The sequence below is a fragment of the Streptomyces sp. DSM 40750 genome, assembly GCF_024612035.1.
Classification (GTDB): domain Bacteria; phylum Actinomycetota; class Actinomycetes; order Streptomycetales; family Streptomycetaceae; genus Streptomyces.
Genome location: NZ_CP102513.1, coordinates 5,958,831 through 5,971,103, shown reverse-complemented (window position 1 = coordinate 5,971,103; position 12,273 = coordinate 5,958,831). Strand labels below are relative to the sequence as shown.

The 12,273-nt window shown below is 65.5% G+C and carries 15 protein-coding genes, 1 tRNA gene and 1 pseudogene; 6 read left to right on the top strand and 11 right to left on the bottom strand.

Annotated features, from left to right (window positions below; all coding sequences use genetic code 11):
• Positions 1-70 precede the first annotated feature (70 nt).
• A complete protein-coding gene (locus JIX55_RS26740) occupies positions 71-622 on the bottom strand; it encodes a YcxB family protein (protein ID WP_257565803.1) in 552 nt (183 codons plus the stop codon).
• Between the two features lie 328 nt (positions 623-950).
• On the opposite strand from JIX55_RS26740, the gene JIX55_RS26735 reads away from it, so the two are divergent.
• Complete coding sequence (locus JIX55_RS26735) at positions 951-1,706, top strand: formylglycine-generating enzyme family protein (protein ID WP_257565802.1); 756 nt, start codon at positions 951-953, stop codon at positions 1,704-1,706.
• Positions 1,707-1,770: 64 nt separating this feature from the next.
• Here JIX55_RS26735 and JIX55_RS26730 read toward each other — a convergent pair.
• From JIX55_RS26730 to JIX55_RS26720, 3 genes are all read right to left on the bottom strand, one after another.
• A tRNA-Arg gene (locus JIX55_RS26730) sits at positions 1,771-1,847 on the bottom strand.
• Positions 1,848-2,081: 234 nt separating this feature from the next.
• The gene (locus JIX55_RS26725) at positions 2,082-2,945 is read right to left on the bottom strand and encodes a DUF4435 domain-containing protein (protein ID WP_257565801.1); all 864 of its coding nucleotides are present in this window, start codon (positions 2,943-2,945) and stop codon (positions 2,082-2,084) included.
• Positions 2,942-4,255 carry an ATP-binding protein gene (locus JIX55_RS26720; RefSeq protein ID WP_257565800.1) on the bottom strand — a complete coding sequence of 438 codons (1,314 nt, stop codon included), beginning with the start codon at positions 4,253-4,255 and terminating at the stop codon, positions 2,942-2,944. Before JIX55_RS26720 ends, JIX55_RS26725 begins: the two co-directional genes overlap by 4 nt.
• Before the next feature lie 570 nt (positions 4,256-4,825).
• Between JIX55_RS26720 and JIX55_RS26715 the strand changes: the two are divergent.
• Positions 4,826-4,992: pseudogene (locus JIX55_RS26715) on the top strand (helix-turn-helix domain-containing protein); the annotation flags it as partial.
• Positions 4,993-5,125: 133 nt separating this feature from the next.
• Here JIX55_RS26715 and JIX55_RS26710 read toward each other — a convergent pair.
• Genes JIX55_RS26710 through JIX55_RS26680 form a run of 7 tightly spaced genes read right to left on the bottom strand, consistent with a single transcriptional unit; the run spans position 5,126 to position 8,686 of the window.
• Positions 5,126-6,301, bottom strand: coding sequence for a methyltransferase domain-containing protein (locus JIX55_RS26710; protein WP_257565798.1), 1,176 nt, complete (start codon positions 6,299-6,301; stop codon positions 5,126-5,128).
• Complete coding sequence (gene tgmB / locus JIX55_RS26705; protein WP_257565797.1) at positions 6,298-7,269, bottom strand: ATP-grasp ribosomal peptide maturase; 972 nt, start codon at positions 7,267-7,269, stop codon at positions 6,298-6,300. The genes JIX55_RS26710 and tgmB overlap by 4 nt, the downstream gene beginning before the upstream one ends.
• Positions 7,269-7,604 carry a hypothetical protein gene (locus JIX55_RS26700; protein ID WP_257565796.1) on the bottom strand — a complete coding sequence of 112 codons (336 nt, stop codon included), beginning with the start codon at positions 7,602-7,604 and terminating at the stop codon, positions 7,269-7,271. The genes tgmB and JIX55_RS26700 overlap by 1 nt, the downstream gene beginning before the upstream one ends.
• A gap of 32 nt (positions 7,605-7,636) precedes the next feature.
• Positions 7,637-7,921 (bottom strand): DUF7848 domain-containing protein, encoded by a 285-nt coding sequence (locus tag JIX55_RS26695; RefSeq protein WP_257565795.1) that lies wholly within the window; start codon positions 7,919-7,921, stop codon positions 7,637-7,639.
• A complete protein-coding gene (locus JIX55_RS26690; protein ID WP_257565794.1) occupies positions 7,918-8,202 on the bottom strand; it encodes a hypothetical protein in 285 nt (94 codons plus the stop codon). Before JIX55_RS26690 ends, JIX55_RS26695 begins: the two co-directional genes overlap by 4 nt.
• Positions 8,199-8,393, bottom strand: a complete 195-nt coding sequence (locus tag JIX55_RS26685; RefSeq protein WP_257565793.1) for a hypothetical protein — start codon at positions 8,391-8,393, stop codon at positions 8,199-8,201. Before JIX55_RS26685 ends, JIX55_RS26690 begins: the two co-directional genes overlap by 4 nt.
• Positions 8,390-8,686, bottom strand: coding sequence for a hypothetical protein (locus tag JIX55_RS26680; protein WP_257565792.1), 297 nt, complete (start codon positions 8,684-8,686; stop codon positions 8,390-8,392). Before JIX55_RS26680 ends, JIX55_RS26685 begins: the two co-directional genes overlap by 4 nt.
• Before the next feature lie 157 nt (positions 8,687-8,843).
• On the opposite strand from JIX55_RS26680, the gene JIX55_RS26675 reads away from it, so the two are divergent.
• The 4 genes from JIX55_RS26675 (at position 8,844) to JIX55_RS26660 (ending at position 12,231) form a co-directional block, all read left to right on the top strand.
• Positions 8,844-9,815 (top strand): helix-turn-helix domain-containing protein, encoded by a 972-nt coding sequence (locus JIX55_RS26675; RefSeq protein ID WP_257565791.1) that lies wholly within the window; start codon positions 8,844-8,846, stop codon positions 9,813-9,815.
• 210 nt (positions 9,816-10,025) lie between these two features.
• Positions 10,026-10,571 carry a flavoprotein gene (locus tag JIX55_RS26670; protein ID WP_257565790.1) on the top strand — a complete coding sequence of 182 codons (546 nt, stop codon included), beginning with the start codon at positions 10,026-10,028 and terminating at the stop codon, positions 10,569-10,571.
• A gap of 144 nt (positions 10,572-10,715) precedes the next feature.
• Positions 10,716-11,741 (top strand): endonuclease/exonuclease/phosphatase family protein, encoded by a 1,026-nt coding sequence (locus JIX55_RS26665; protein ID WP_257565789.1) that lies wholly within the window; start codon positions 10,716-10,718, stop codon positions 11,739-11,741.
• A 271-nt stretch (positions 11,742-12,012) separates the two neighbouring features.
• Positions 12,013-12,231: a hypothetical protein gene (locus JIX55_RS26660; protein WP_257565788.1), complete on the top strand. Its 219-nt coding sequence runs from the start codon at positions 12,013-12,015 to the stop codon at positions 12,229-12,231.
• Positions 12,232-12,273 lie beyond the last annotated feature (42 nt).

Sequence of the window (12,273 nt, the reverse complement as noted above, 5' to 3'; positions counted from 1 at the left end):
AACAGAATGAGACGGAAACTGAGCGGTCCCTGGCGGGAGATACCTCCCGTGCAGGCTCACAGACCTTCGTCTAGAGCCGCTTCAGGTTCCGGTCCAGGATCGCCCGAAGCCGGTCAACGTCCCCGCGGTCCTGGGCGCCCCGCTTGGGCAGCACCGCGACTCCGGCCGCGCGGTCGCCACTCAGCAGCACGAAGAGCCCGGGCGTCTCCAGGTACTCCCGGAACACCGTCCAGTCCACGGTGAAGGACACCCGCTCGCCGGTGCTGACCGCGCCGTGGTCGTCGGCCACCATGCGGCACCGCCCGTACGGCTCCACGATGCTGAACATCCGGCGGGCCATGGTGCGCAGCCCTCGCACAGTGCCCCAGAACGCAACCGGCACGGCGAGTACCAGCGAGATGATCCACACGGGCAGCGGGGCATCCTGGAGAACCGAGAAGACGCTCACGGCGATGAGCGCCACGAGCGGCGCCATGAGTGCCTGGGCCCGCCCCGACGGTGACCGACGAGCTCGTGCACGGAGCGCCTCTTCGAAGTCCGCTGCCGTTGGCCTGTAGACGAACTCCACGGCCGTACCGGAGTCCGTGTGCTGGTGTGAGGGATCCCCGCCCTTGCTGTCCATGGGCAGGGATCGTAGCGAGGAGCTGTGAGGCGGATCCGACCAGCTGGGCCAAGGTCCACCGTGCCCTTGGCTATCGCCGGGCACGATTGGGCACTCAGCTTGGGAAGCTGCGATCATTCGAGGCTGAATCGGGCGCTGACCTGCATTGATGGCTGACCTTGCACTTCGCAGGTGCCGTCGGCTTTCACCGTGATTCCCCGCTGTTCCCCGCTCGATCTGGTGCGGTAGTGGTGCGGAGCTGCGGCGTCCAGGAGGTGATCAACTGACCACATTCCCTTCCCGGGCCCACTCCCTCGTCCGGGATGCTCGGCTGCTAGCGTCCGGCACCATGTGGGCTCAAGAGATCGTGGCCGGTCGACCGGCTTGGCGGCACACCCCTTCCGGAGTCGTCTTCCGGGCTGTCCCCGGTGGGACGTTCACGATGGGCCTGTCCGACGCGGAACTGGACGCAGTTCGTGCCATTGAGCGGTCCGACGGCGCCGATGACGACCTCGAAGCGTTCTTCGCCGGTGCTGTCCAGGCCCGGCCGGTACGAGAAGTGCGGGTCGAGCCGTTCTTGATCGCCCGACATCCGCTCACGGTGGCGCAAGCACGGCACTGGCTGCCCGAGTACGAGGACAGCTTCGCCGAATCAAATTCAAGCACGGCCCGCTTCGAGGACGATTTGGACGACCTGCTCGGGGCGTTGCCCTTCCGGCTGCCCAGCGAGGCGGAGTGGGAGTACGCGGCACGGGCAGGTACGACCACTCTGACCTTCCGCGGGGACGGGAGGCCGGACGAGGATCAGGTGCTCGACGACTTTGCCGACGAGGAGCGCACTGCCTCGGCTGAGAACGCCTTCGGGTTGGCGGCGATGGGGTCGGCGAACGAGATCTGCGCCGATGTGTGGATCCCGCATTTCACGGACGCGCCGGCGGACGCACGCCCCCGCACCGGCGACGGACCGCGGGTGGTGCGTGGAGGTGGCGGCGACCTCTATCCGTGGCAGGGCTGCGACGAGTGGCTGCTCTTGCTGTCCGCCACCCGCGACGCGTTCCAGGACTTCACCGCGGTCCGCCCGGTCGCACTCGTGCCAACCAGTTAGGGGCCAGATCTGGATGCCAGAAGGGGGCTACCTCCGAAATTTCGGAGGTAGCCCCCTTCTGAACTGGTGCCCCCGGCAGGATTTCGAACCTGCGACACCCGCTTTAGGAGAGAGGCTGGAGAATCACGCCGCTGATCTGGCTCTTCGGTACCTGCTGAGTATCCGAAGAGTCGACCGCAGAGCACCTTCGTTGACCGTGGGTGACCCCTGCATCTGGCACGGTTGTGGCACGAACCTCAGCCGACGACAGCCAGCCACGACGGCGGGTGCGTCAGCCGATCAGGCGCGCGTATGCCTCGCTGCACCCCCACCGGTCTCAGCCACGCTACCGGCTTGTGGCGTCGTTTAAGGCGGGCCCGCCTCAAAGAGCCCCTGTTATTGCTTCACGGGAGAATTCGCCCCCAAGCGTTCCACTAGCTCGCTCCCCCATTTAGAGTGATATATGAATGCCGTAGCCGTAAGTCGAAGAACCTTCGCGAGATGCTCGGCATCAGTAATGTTTCGCGCACAGGATCCTGCAAGCGCTCGAAGGGCAACGCCAGTGACTGCCAAGAGATCCCTTCCGCGATAGTACGGTTCCGAGCCGCGGGGGCATGAAGGGATATAAGACGGGGTCTTTTTTCCAGTGGCGTAATCAAGCAGTATGCTTTGTGAAGGATCGTTGGATACCGTTGCGCTTAGTGCAGCACAGTAAGGCTGCAACTTCAATTTCAGCGTCTTAGGGTCAATCTTTGAGGCCACATCGACTTCGTCGAAAGCTAGACCCCACTGGTTCTCGAAGTTGGCTCGGCGAAGTAATGCGATAGGCTCGACCGTTTTCTGTGCGATCTGCAAAATCGCCCTGGTACCTCCGCCCTTGCTGATCTTTTCTGAGCTTCCGAGCTCATTCAGCAATGCCAGGTACGCTTTGCCGTTAGCCAGCATGGCTTCGATATCGGCGTTCTCGTAGGGCAAAAGAGGGAGCCCCTGCTTTTCGCACTCCTGCACGTCGTCGTCAAAATCCCGGTCGACTACTCCGATGAACTTTTGCGTGTTCCAGCCGTGGAGTTCACGCACCGCCTGCAGTGCGACAGGCCGAGTCCCTGCAGGGAAATAGGTCCACTCGTGAGGGAATGCTCTATTGAGCATCAATACGTCTGAAGGTCCCTCCACGATTATCACAGGATTCTTATCTATCTGCCTGTGCAGACGGATCCTATCGGCCAGTCTGTCGTACTCTCGGATGCTCTTTATAGTCATTCCGCTACGCCGATCTCCTGTACGAGCCCCCACTGGCCATTGATAATTGAGCTGGAATGCGTGGCCAGCACAATCTGGAGATCATTGATGTCCGCCACTTCGGAGATATCGGATAGAAAGTCGTGCTTCCAAGCGGCATGCATCGAAATCTCTGGCTCGTCAATCAGAACCAAGGAACCGCTGTCTGCCGAGAAGAGGAGGAGGGTGAAGACGGCAAGTAGATGCTGTTCTCCGGACGAGAGGGAGCTCACACGGAGGGGGGTTTTTGTATTTTTCGAATAGAATCTAACGCCCCCTCGGGGATCTAGTAGCATCTCCTTACCTACGAACTTCTCTTCCACGATTTTTCGGAGCGCCTTCAGCTTGCCATTGACTGGGAGGAGAGGTGTCAGCCTTTTCTCCCAGTCGTCCAAGAATACATTCAAGATCCTTCGCTCAGTAGGGTTAGTTCTACTGTCAGGGAAGGCTACGGCCATAAGCTGAGCGCTCAGGCCATTCTCATGCAACTCGGCTTGCTGGTCGGCGATTTTCTGATATCTTTCCTTTAGGTCCTTTTCTTTGATGGTCGTGCGGGCCTTCTCGAGTACCCGTTCTGCGAAGCTCTGGTCCGCGTCTTGTGACGCTGCTAGGGATGATCGCCGGGCTTCCGTGATCTGTGCTTTGATTTGCTCCATATATTGGCTGATGCGTGAGGCTACGGGAGCCGCATCCCCCGTGCGCCGCATAGAAGAATCTTGAGAGGATTTTCGCAGTGGACCAGCATCAAGTCTCTGGGTATCAATGAAAATGGCTGATGAGCCAGAGAAGAAGTATCTCAACCAAGAGAACTGCTGCGGGATTCTTACGTCATGGGTTTCAATGGATACTCCGTATCTCCGTCGAATGAACTCGGCGGTTACCACTCTTTCGGCGCGCGCGTCATACCAAGTTCCGTCCATTGTCTGTGTGATCCATGGAGGCAGCTCCCTTTCGTCGGCCACCTCGGAGTAGGGGAATTTATACGGGCTATATGGGCGACCGCGGACATCCTTGCCGGAGAATTCAAAAGTAACTACCCCTTCTTCGGTGGTGGTTTTCTTGAGCTTGATACGTTTCTTGCTTCGTAGAGTCAATTCCAGAGTATTGAAGGGGGTTCGGGCTAGAGAGTTGAGATCATATGCGGTAATGGCATAGATCAGGCGCAACAAATGAGTCTTCCCGCACCCATTCGGGCCCGCGATGATGGTTACGGCGTGGTCCGCAGAGAAATCAACTGAATGATTTACCGAGCCGAACAAGCCAGTAACATGTGCGGATGCCACTTTGTCCACGTCAGCTCCCTGGTAGTCACGTCTATGCAGACTGATGCAAGATGAGCATTATTCCAGGTGCTGTCGTGCTTCGAAGGTGTTCGTCAGAATCGATTAGCTGGGTTTCGATGCGGAGCGAGTGCTTCCCTCCTCGGTCGAGCGACTCTCGCGAGCTCCTTGAAGGTGACTGGTACGCCTTCGGTGCCTGATCGAGGAGGGGACCACGCGAGGCCTCGAACTTCTGGCCCGTAAGCCGACTCAAGTTCTGGGTCGAGTCCCCTCCGAGGGAGGGCCGGGGTGGAGGGCGGAGCCTCAAAGCCTCTCTGGTTCGGAGTTCATTGCGCGGCGTCCGGCCGGCTTGCGCGCCGAAGCGGGACGAAGGCATGAGCGGCGGCGCGCAGGTCGGCCGGACGCCGCGGCGAGCAGAGCGAGCCGCCTTGAACCAGTAGAGAGAGTCGTAACTCAGTCGGTCTGCTGGGGCTGTGTCCGGTCCCGGGTGATGCTTGACAGTTCGATCCCAGCTGATGGTTGACAGTGGCCGTGTTCGGCATTTCTGTGCGCGTCGTTGCGGCGTGTGTAGGGAGGTTGGGATTGGCGCTGATGGAGTGGTCGGTTGTCGAGCAGAGGTACCGGGCAGTTCTGGCGGTGCTGGCGGTGCTGGCGGTGCTGGCGGGTGCGACGGTGACGGAGGTCGCCGCGCAGCTGGGTACGTCCCGCAGACGGTGAGCGGGTGGAAGTCCCGGTTTGAGGCCGCTGGCCGTGTCTGTCTTGTCAGCGGTGAGGGCCCGGCGAAGAGCTCGGCACAGCAACACGCCCCCTGCTTGAGGAGTTCCCACAGGTAGGGGCGTGATCGACACAAGGTCCTGTTTCTTCCCCTGTCTTTGCTCCTCCCTACAGCTGCCAGCGGTGGACCCGTCCGTCCGGGGCGGTGTACCTCACCACCTGCTCGGTGGGAGTGGCCTCGATGGTGAACCACTCGCGGCGGGGGCGGTTGAGTCGCAGCCACAGTTGGTGGGCGGCTTCTATCGGTTGCCACAGGTCGCGTGGGCCGGTGGAGGTGACTGTCGGCGGGCCTCCGTGCGCGTCGTCGATGCGGGTCGTCGAGCCGTCGGTGAAGTCGTACAGGGTCGTGACGTGCAGGCCTTCGTCGTACTGACCGTAGGTGCGGACGACGCCCGAGGGCATGTGCAACTGGGCGAAGAATGAGAACGTCCAGTCGTCCAGCGCACGCGCCGACAGCGTGGCCTCCCGGCTCGGGCCGTCCGGGACTACGGGAGTCTGTGCGGACGTCTGCGAACCGCTCCTGAGCGGCATGAACGCGGCGGGCGTGTGCAGGATGTGGCCGGTCGCGGTGCCGTCCGGCGATTTGGTAAGGCGGGCGACCATACCGCCGGCGAGCGTGCCCTTGATGGGGACGACCATGATGCCGCCGGGGCGCAGTCGGGTCAGCCACTCGGGCGGGATGCGTCGTACGGACGCGGTGGCGATGATGCGGTCGTACGTCGCGTCGGCGGGGAAGTCGCGGGCGCCGTCGCCGTGGATGACGTGCGGGTCGAAACCGGTGGCGGCCAGGCGTGGTTGGGCCTTGGCCGTGAGTGTCTCGGAGCGGTCCACGGTCGTGACGTGCTTGTCTCCGGCGAGGAAGGAGAGGATGGCGGCGTTGTAGCCCGTGCCGGTACCGGCCTCGTAGACCTCGTCCCCTTCGTTCACGTCGAGGGCGTCGAGCATGTCCGCCATGAGGCTCGGTGCTGTCGAGGATGACGTGGGGATGCCGGTCAGCCCCTGGGAAGGCGCGTCCTCGGCGTGCACGTCATCGACTTCTGTGATGAGGGAGTCGTCCGCGTAGACGGCAGCCAGCCATGCCTCCGGAGCGCCGTCAGTACTGCTCCACGGGATGAACCGTTCGCCGTCACGGCGGTAGAAGACGGGTACGAAGGGATGCCGGGGGACATTGAGGAAGGCAGCCGCCAGGCGCGAGGACAGCACCACGCTTCCGCGGTCGATCTGCTGGGTGAGCGACACGCATGAGGCGAGGATGCGTTGTTCGTCGTCGAGGATGTTCGTCACCCGTCGCTTCCCTCCAGGTAGTCACAGATCGCGGCTGTGATCGGCAGTCCGGTCGCCTGCTCGATGAACCCGTACTGTCCGCTCGGGTTCACTTCCAGGAATCGCCAGTCGCCCTCAGGGGTCACCACGAAATCGAAGGCACCGTACGGCAAACCGAGCCGGTCGAGCATGCGTAGAGCTCCGGCCGCCACTTCTGGCGGCGGCTCGCAGACCTTGTACGTGTGGCTGTCGTAGTCGCTACGCCAGTCGACGCGGCCGGCGTCCGAATCTGCGTGGATCTCGGCCGCGAAGATCCGGCCTCCGATCGCGGTGAGGCGCACCTCGTGTGCCTTGGGCACCCACTCCTGGAACAGGTGGGCGGTGGTGGCGATGTCCGGGTGTGGCAGATCGTCGGGGCCGACAATGCTCGCGTACACGGCCGCAGTCTGCCCGTGCACGGTGCCTCGAACGTGGAAGAACGGCTTGTGGACGAGCGGTCCGCCGATCGAGTCGGCGAAGTGCCGTGCCGTGTCGGGGTCGTTGGTGATCAACGTCCTGGGGACGCTCAGCCCCGCCTCGGCGGCGACGCGGAGCTGAAGCGGCTTGTACTCGGCATCGGCCGCCTTCCCCGGTGGCGGGAGCCATCGGCACGGCAGAGCCGACAGCAGTCCGCCGAAGCCCCATCTGGCTTCGGTCTCGGCGACCTTGCGTGCCTCGGGGGACATCTGGTCGGAGAACTTGGGACGGGTGGGACGGCGGTAGTAGACGGAACGGACCGACGCCAGGTCGAGCGTGCGGCGCCCGTTGTTCAGCGTGCCGTGCCAGCGGTTCCCGCTGAGGCTCGCGGCGAGCGTGAGCCTCAGCGGGAACTCGGCCATGTCTGCCCGGAAGACGGGCACGGCGCGCCGGTTCAGTTCCTCGACGACCAGATCGCAGGTCGGGTCGAAACGGCCCGCCAGGATGAGGACCTGTCCGACGTCGTCCATCATCAGTCGTCGCTCGGGCCGGGGTCGTCCGGGGCGTCCATCTGGCCGGTGGGCTCCGTCGGGCCGTAGGTCTTCGGCGGGTTCTTGGTCATGTAGACGCCGGGCGGCAGGCCCTCGTAGGTTCCCGTCTGCGTGTCCTCGTCGTACTCGACGTCACTCGGCAGGATGCCGCCCGTGGCCGATACCGGCGTGAGGAAACGCAACGCGAACGGTGCTGGTCCCTCCCGGTCGGCGAACTCCGGCATGGAGGTGGCCCCGTCCGTGCTCAACGGGAGCCGTAGTTCCGGTGCGTCGAGCGCCAGTCCAGCGGTTCGGCGTGCTTCGACGGTGGTGGGCATTGTTTCCCCTTACTCGATGGATGAGAAGTGCGCTAAGCGGGCGCTTGTGCGCTGCGTGGGTCGGTCTCGCGGTGGGGGTTGCCTTCCGCCGGAGTCACGCGCCAGAACGTCTCCGTCCTGGCCTTGAACTGCCGGTGCCGGGGGTGCAGGCCGGTGTGCTTGAGCGCCCAGACTTCTGCGGGCAGGCGTTCGCTGTCCGGCGTAGGGGACTCTGCCCCGCAGGTCAGGCACACGGCCGAGTAGGTGCCCTGCGGAGTGCCCTCTGCGGTTTCCGGTGCCAGGGTCCAGTCCGCGGCCTTGATGATCGAACGGGTCACAGCCGCCTCCTGCTGCGCCGGTTCGCGTCGGCCACCCTCACGCTCAGCGCGTGCGCGGCCTCGACCGCGTCGCGGCAGTCCGGCGCGGACGGCGGCACCGGCTGCCCGTCGAGGGCCCGGCACAGCGCCGCGTGCAGGTGCTCGGCGTCGACCAGGGAGAGCACGAGTTCGGCGTCCGTAGCGTGTTCGCCGTTTCGGGACAGCTGTACAGGAAGGGCCAGTTGGCCGGCATCGGTGCGGTGCACGGGGCGTCCCGGCGTCCGTTCGATGGTCCAGGTCATGACACGCCTCCGATCCGCGCGACGCGGTACGCGCCCCAGAGCTCCCGTCCGTCCGCACAGCCGTCCTGCGCCTTGCGCACACCCTTGCAGCCCTTGTCACACCTGCGCGTGTGCTCGAACCACAGGCGGTACGCACGCAACATGGGGATCTCGGTCTGCCGGACGGCCGCCCCGACTCGTCCGCCGCTCACTGCCCCACCCCCGCGAAATCCCGTACGGGCACAGCAGGTTGGCGTTCCTCGGGCTGGAGGACATAGGCGCGTACGAGGGGGTGTGCGTCGTACCGGTCGCGCTGGGCGTCCAGCGGGACGGGAACCCGTCCGGCCCGGCACAGGCACGGGAGCACGAGCATGCCGACTCGTGTATCGGGCGACGTCGGCGCAGGCGCCTGCGCGGTCCGGTCGGGGATGGCCTTCCCGACGGGCCGCTTGGCCCGGAACAGCAGGGCTCTCACCCATTCGAGTGCGTGTGATACGAAGTGCATTGTCGGCGCTCCTCAGCAGCGTTGGCCAGCCCCGGGCCGTTGCGAGCGGCGCCGGGGTCCTTGCATCCGACCACTCAACCGAATCGCCGCGTACCTGCGGGAGTTGACCTGCATTGACTACTCTGGAAAGTCCCGGTCAACCCCACTGAGGTTCACAATGCGTGACGAATTCGCAGGCCTTGTTCGCCGAGCGCTGCACGACAGTGGCTATTCGATGCGGGCCGCCGCACGCGCGATCAACTATGACCTCTCCTACCTCTCCCGCGTATTGAACGGAAAGCAGCAGCCGTCTCCAAAACTGGCGAAGGCGCTTGACGATCTCCTTGAGGCCGACGGCGCACTCGCCGGGACGGTTCTGGAAGCAGACGACCTGTCCCGGGTGACCGGCAGCGTCGCCAAGCCGTCCAGGCTGGACGCCGGAACCGTTGATGCCCTCGCCGGTGTGCTGTCGGCGTACCGGAGACTGGACGACACGGTGCATCCCAAGGTGGTGATCCCGGCGACCCTGGCGCAGATGCGGGAAGTCACCCGTCTCCTCAAAGAGGCACGCGGGCATCATCGCGATCCGCTGGCCGAAGTCGCCTCCGAGTTCGTCCAGTTCGGCGGATGGCTGCTCGCCCAGGACCGGCAGGACACCAAGGCGGTACAACTTCTCAATGAGGCAGTCGACTTGGCCGACGAAATCGGCAACGGCACACTGGCCGCACAAGCGCTGAACTTCAAGGGGTACCTCGCACGCCAGCAGGGCAGAGCACAGGGGGTCGCCCGGTGGTATTCGGCAGCCGCGTTCACACCGGGCGCGCATCCCGCCCAACGGCTCGGAGACATGCTCCAGGCCGCCGCCGGACTCGCCGAGTTGGGCGAAACCGACGAGGCGCTCCGCATGATGGAGAACGCCGAACGGCTGACAGACGTCGCCGCCGCCGTGCCGCCGCCAGAGACGGCCTACTGGCTCACGCCAGAGTTCAACCGGCTCAACATGGGCTTGGCCAACCTCGGCCTCGGCCGATACGGCGACGCCGTGGACCACATCAATGCCGGGTTGGAAGGGCTGCCCGACGAGCTTCGGGACGCCCCGTGGACCTGGGAGCACCGGAACGCCTTGCGCAGGGCCACCGAGGCGCGGTGACGACGACACGGCATGTGCGAGCCTGGCCTATGAGCGGGCGGGCCGTCGGGAGAAAGCCGTCGAGACTCTGCTGGAGGCCGAGGGAGAAGCACAGGAGGAAGTCCTCTGCCGACCGCGAACCAAGCAACTCATCGAGGACCTGCGGCTCTTGGGCGCAGGTAGCGCGGACGGGCGCTTGCATGCGCTTGCGGGCCGCTGTGGACTGACCGGATGAATCAACGAACTCTGTATCTGGTCGCATGCGCGGCACCGCCCGCACGCCGGATCTCCGTTGGTATCCGCGCCGCACAGGACGCGGGCTGGGACGTCTGCCTCATCCTCACCCCGGCCGCGTACCGGTGGGCCGTCGAAGACGCCGAAGGCGAGATCGACGAGTTGCGCAAGCTCACGGGCCACCCCGTACGCCACTCCTACAAGCTTCCCTCACAGCCTGACGCGCTGCCGCCGCCGGATGCCATCCTCGTCGCACCCGCCACCTTCAACACCTTGAACAAGTGGGCGGCAGGCACTGCGGACACTCTCGCCCTCGGACTGATCGCCGAGGCCATCGGGCTCCGCCTGCCGATCGTCGCGCTGCCCAGTATCAACACCGCGCAGGCCAAACACCCGGCATTCGAACGGAGCATCGCAACCCTCCGCGAGGCGGGCGTGACCGTGCTGCTCGGCGAGGGTGGATACATACCGCGCCCGCCTGGACAGGGCCGACCCCATGAATACCCCTGGGACCGCGCCGTGGCCGCACTCCCGGTGACCTGACGCACACACCCGAATGTCAGAGTCCCGCTGCCCCAGGAGCGGGACTCTGATGCCGAGTGGGGGGCGCCCCAGCCGCGCGCAACCTTCGCCCCACCCCACCCGTCCTTAAAAGGAACCCTGGCGGCGAACGGAAGGCACCGGCCTGTGGAGAGCACGACCATCGAGCGGCCGGACCCCGCACCAGAACCCCCGACACGGCGCCCCCCGCGCCGCCGAGGCAGGGCATGGTTCGCCGGCCTGCTCCTCTTCGGCGTGACCGTCGTCGTCATCAGCCGCGCCGTCGACGCCGACGCCTTCACCCCGGTGACCCAGCTCCTCGCGTTCCTGCCCTGGCTGCTCGCCCCCACCGGCCTGGCCCTGCTCTTCGCCCTCTTCGCCCGCTGGTGGATCGGCCTGGCCTGGGGCGTGGCCGTTCTCGGCGCGCTCGCCTGGTTCATCGAGCCGTACGGCAAGGCGAGCCAGCCGAGCGGGACCGTGCTCGCCGAGGTCCGGGTGATGACGTCCAACGTGCAGTTCGGCTGGGGCACCGACGCCCTCGTCAAGGCCGTACGCCGCGACCGCCCCGACATCGTCTTCGTCGAGGAGTGCGAACTCACCTGCTCGGCCAAGCTTCGCGACACCCTCGGCGACCTGAGCGGCAAAACCCCGGCCTACCCCCACCGCCAGTCCGTCGAGGGTTACGGCTCCACCGGCTCCGTCATCCTCAGCCGCTACCCCCTCAAGCCCGCCGACCCGATCCCGGGCACGATGGGCCAGCCCGGTGCCGTGGCCGACATCGAGGGCCATCCCGTACGGCTGCAGCTGGTGCACCCCATGCCCCCGGTGCCGGGGGAGGTGGACACCTGGCGGCGGGAGCTCGGCGCGCTCCGGGAGTACGCGGCGGCGGACACCCGGACCCCGACCATCCTGGCCGGGGACTTCAACGCCTCCCAGGACCACGCGGCCTTCCGCGGCATCCTCGACACGGGCCTGAACGACGCCGCCCGTCTCACCGGGGCGGACCGGACCCCGACCTGGCCCGCCCGGACGACCCCGAGGCTCGGCACCCAGATCGACCACGTCCTCGTCTCGGCGAAGGACTTCTCCGCACGCGAGATCCGCTTCCAGGAACTGTCCGGCACCGACCACAACGCCGTCACCGTCGACCTCGCCCTCCACCAGCGCAAGTAACGACAAAGCGTCACACGATTTCCCGATAGGCGCGATAGGCGCGATAGGCCAGATAGGCCCCATTCGCTCCGGCCATCAGGGGCGCATGGTCCGGCCCCGCACACGTCACCCCACCGAGCCCCAGGCCTCCGGGTCAACTCGACGCAGGGCGCCGAATCGTTACGTCATCCCCGCACGAGTGACGGAGGGTGAGTTCGCAGGAGGGAACGCGTAATGATCGCTCTTGTCCAACCGGACTATTCACTTCCTTTCTGACAAGGGGATGTTCGCCATGCGGCGCACTGCCACCGTCCTGCTCGGAACCCTCGCCCTCGCCGGCGCCATGGCCCCGACCGCCAACGCGATTCCGGACCCGGTCGGGGCCGTCACGTGCCTCACCGAGACCCCGGCCGGCGCGACGGAGCTCGTCGACCCGGCCGCGCTCCTCGACCCGGCCGGCCTGACGGACCCGACCGCTCTCCCGGGCGTGGGCTGCGTGACCGCTCCCTGAGCTCCACGCACATGCGAACGCGGGCCGTCCTCCCGAACAGGA

Bases quoted from the DNA above. Each gene is read 5' to 3' on its own strand.
- JIX55_RS26680 (WP_257565792.1), bottom strand. From the start codon at position 8,686: ATGCACTTCGTATCACACGCACTCGAATGGGTGAGAGCCCTGCTGTTC.
- JIX55_RS26700 (WP_257565796.1), bottom strand. From the start codon at position 7,604: ATGCCCACCACCGTCGAAGCACGCCGAACCGCTGGACTGGCGCTCGAC.
- JIX55_RS26740 (WP_257565803.1), bottom strand. From the start codon at position 622: ATGGACAGCAAGGGCGGGGATCCCTCACACCAGCACACGGACTCCGGT.
- JIX55_RS26725 (WP_257565801.1), bottom strand. From the start codon at position 2,945: ATGACTATAAAGAGCATCCGAGAGTACGACAGACTGGCCGATAGGATC.
- JIX55_RS26675 (WP_257565791.1), top strand. From the start codon at position 8,844: ATGCGTGACGAATTCGCAGGCCTTGTTCGCCGAGCGCTGCACGACAGT.
- JIX55_RS26660 (WP_257565788.1), top strand. From the start codon at position 12,013: ATGCGGCGCACTGCCACCGTCCTGCTCGGAACCCTCGCCCTCGCCGGC.
- JIX55_RS26670 (WP_257565790.1), top strand. From the start codon at position 10,026: ATGAATCAACGAACTCTGTATCTGGTCGCATGCGCGGCACCGCCCGCA.
- JIX55_RS26735 (WP_257565802.1), top strand. From the start codon at position 951: ATGTGGGCTCAAGAGATCGTGGCCGGTCGACCGGCTTGGCGGCACACC.
- JIX55_RS26690 (WP_257565794.1), bottom strand. From the start codon at position 8,202: ATGACCTGGACCATCGAACGGACGCCGGGACGCCCCGTGCACCGCACC.
- tgmB (WP_257565797.1), bottom strand. From the start codon at position 7,269: ATGATGGACGACGTCGGACAGGTCCTCATCCTGGCGGGCCGTTTCGAC.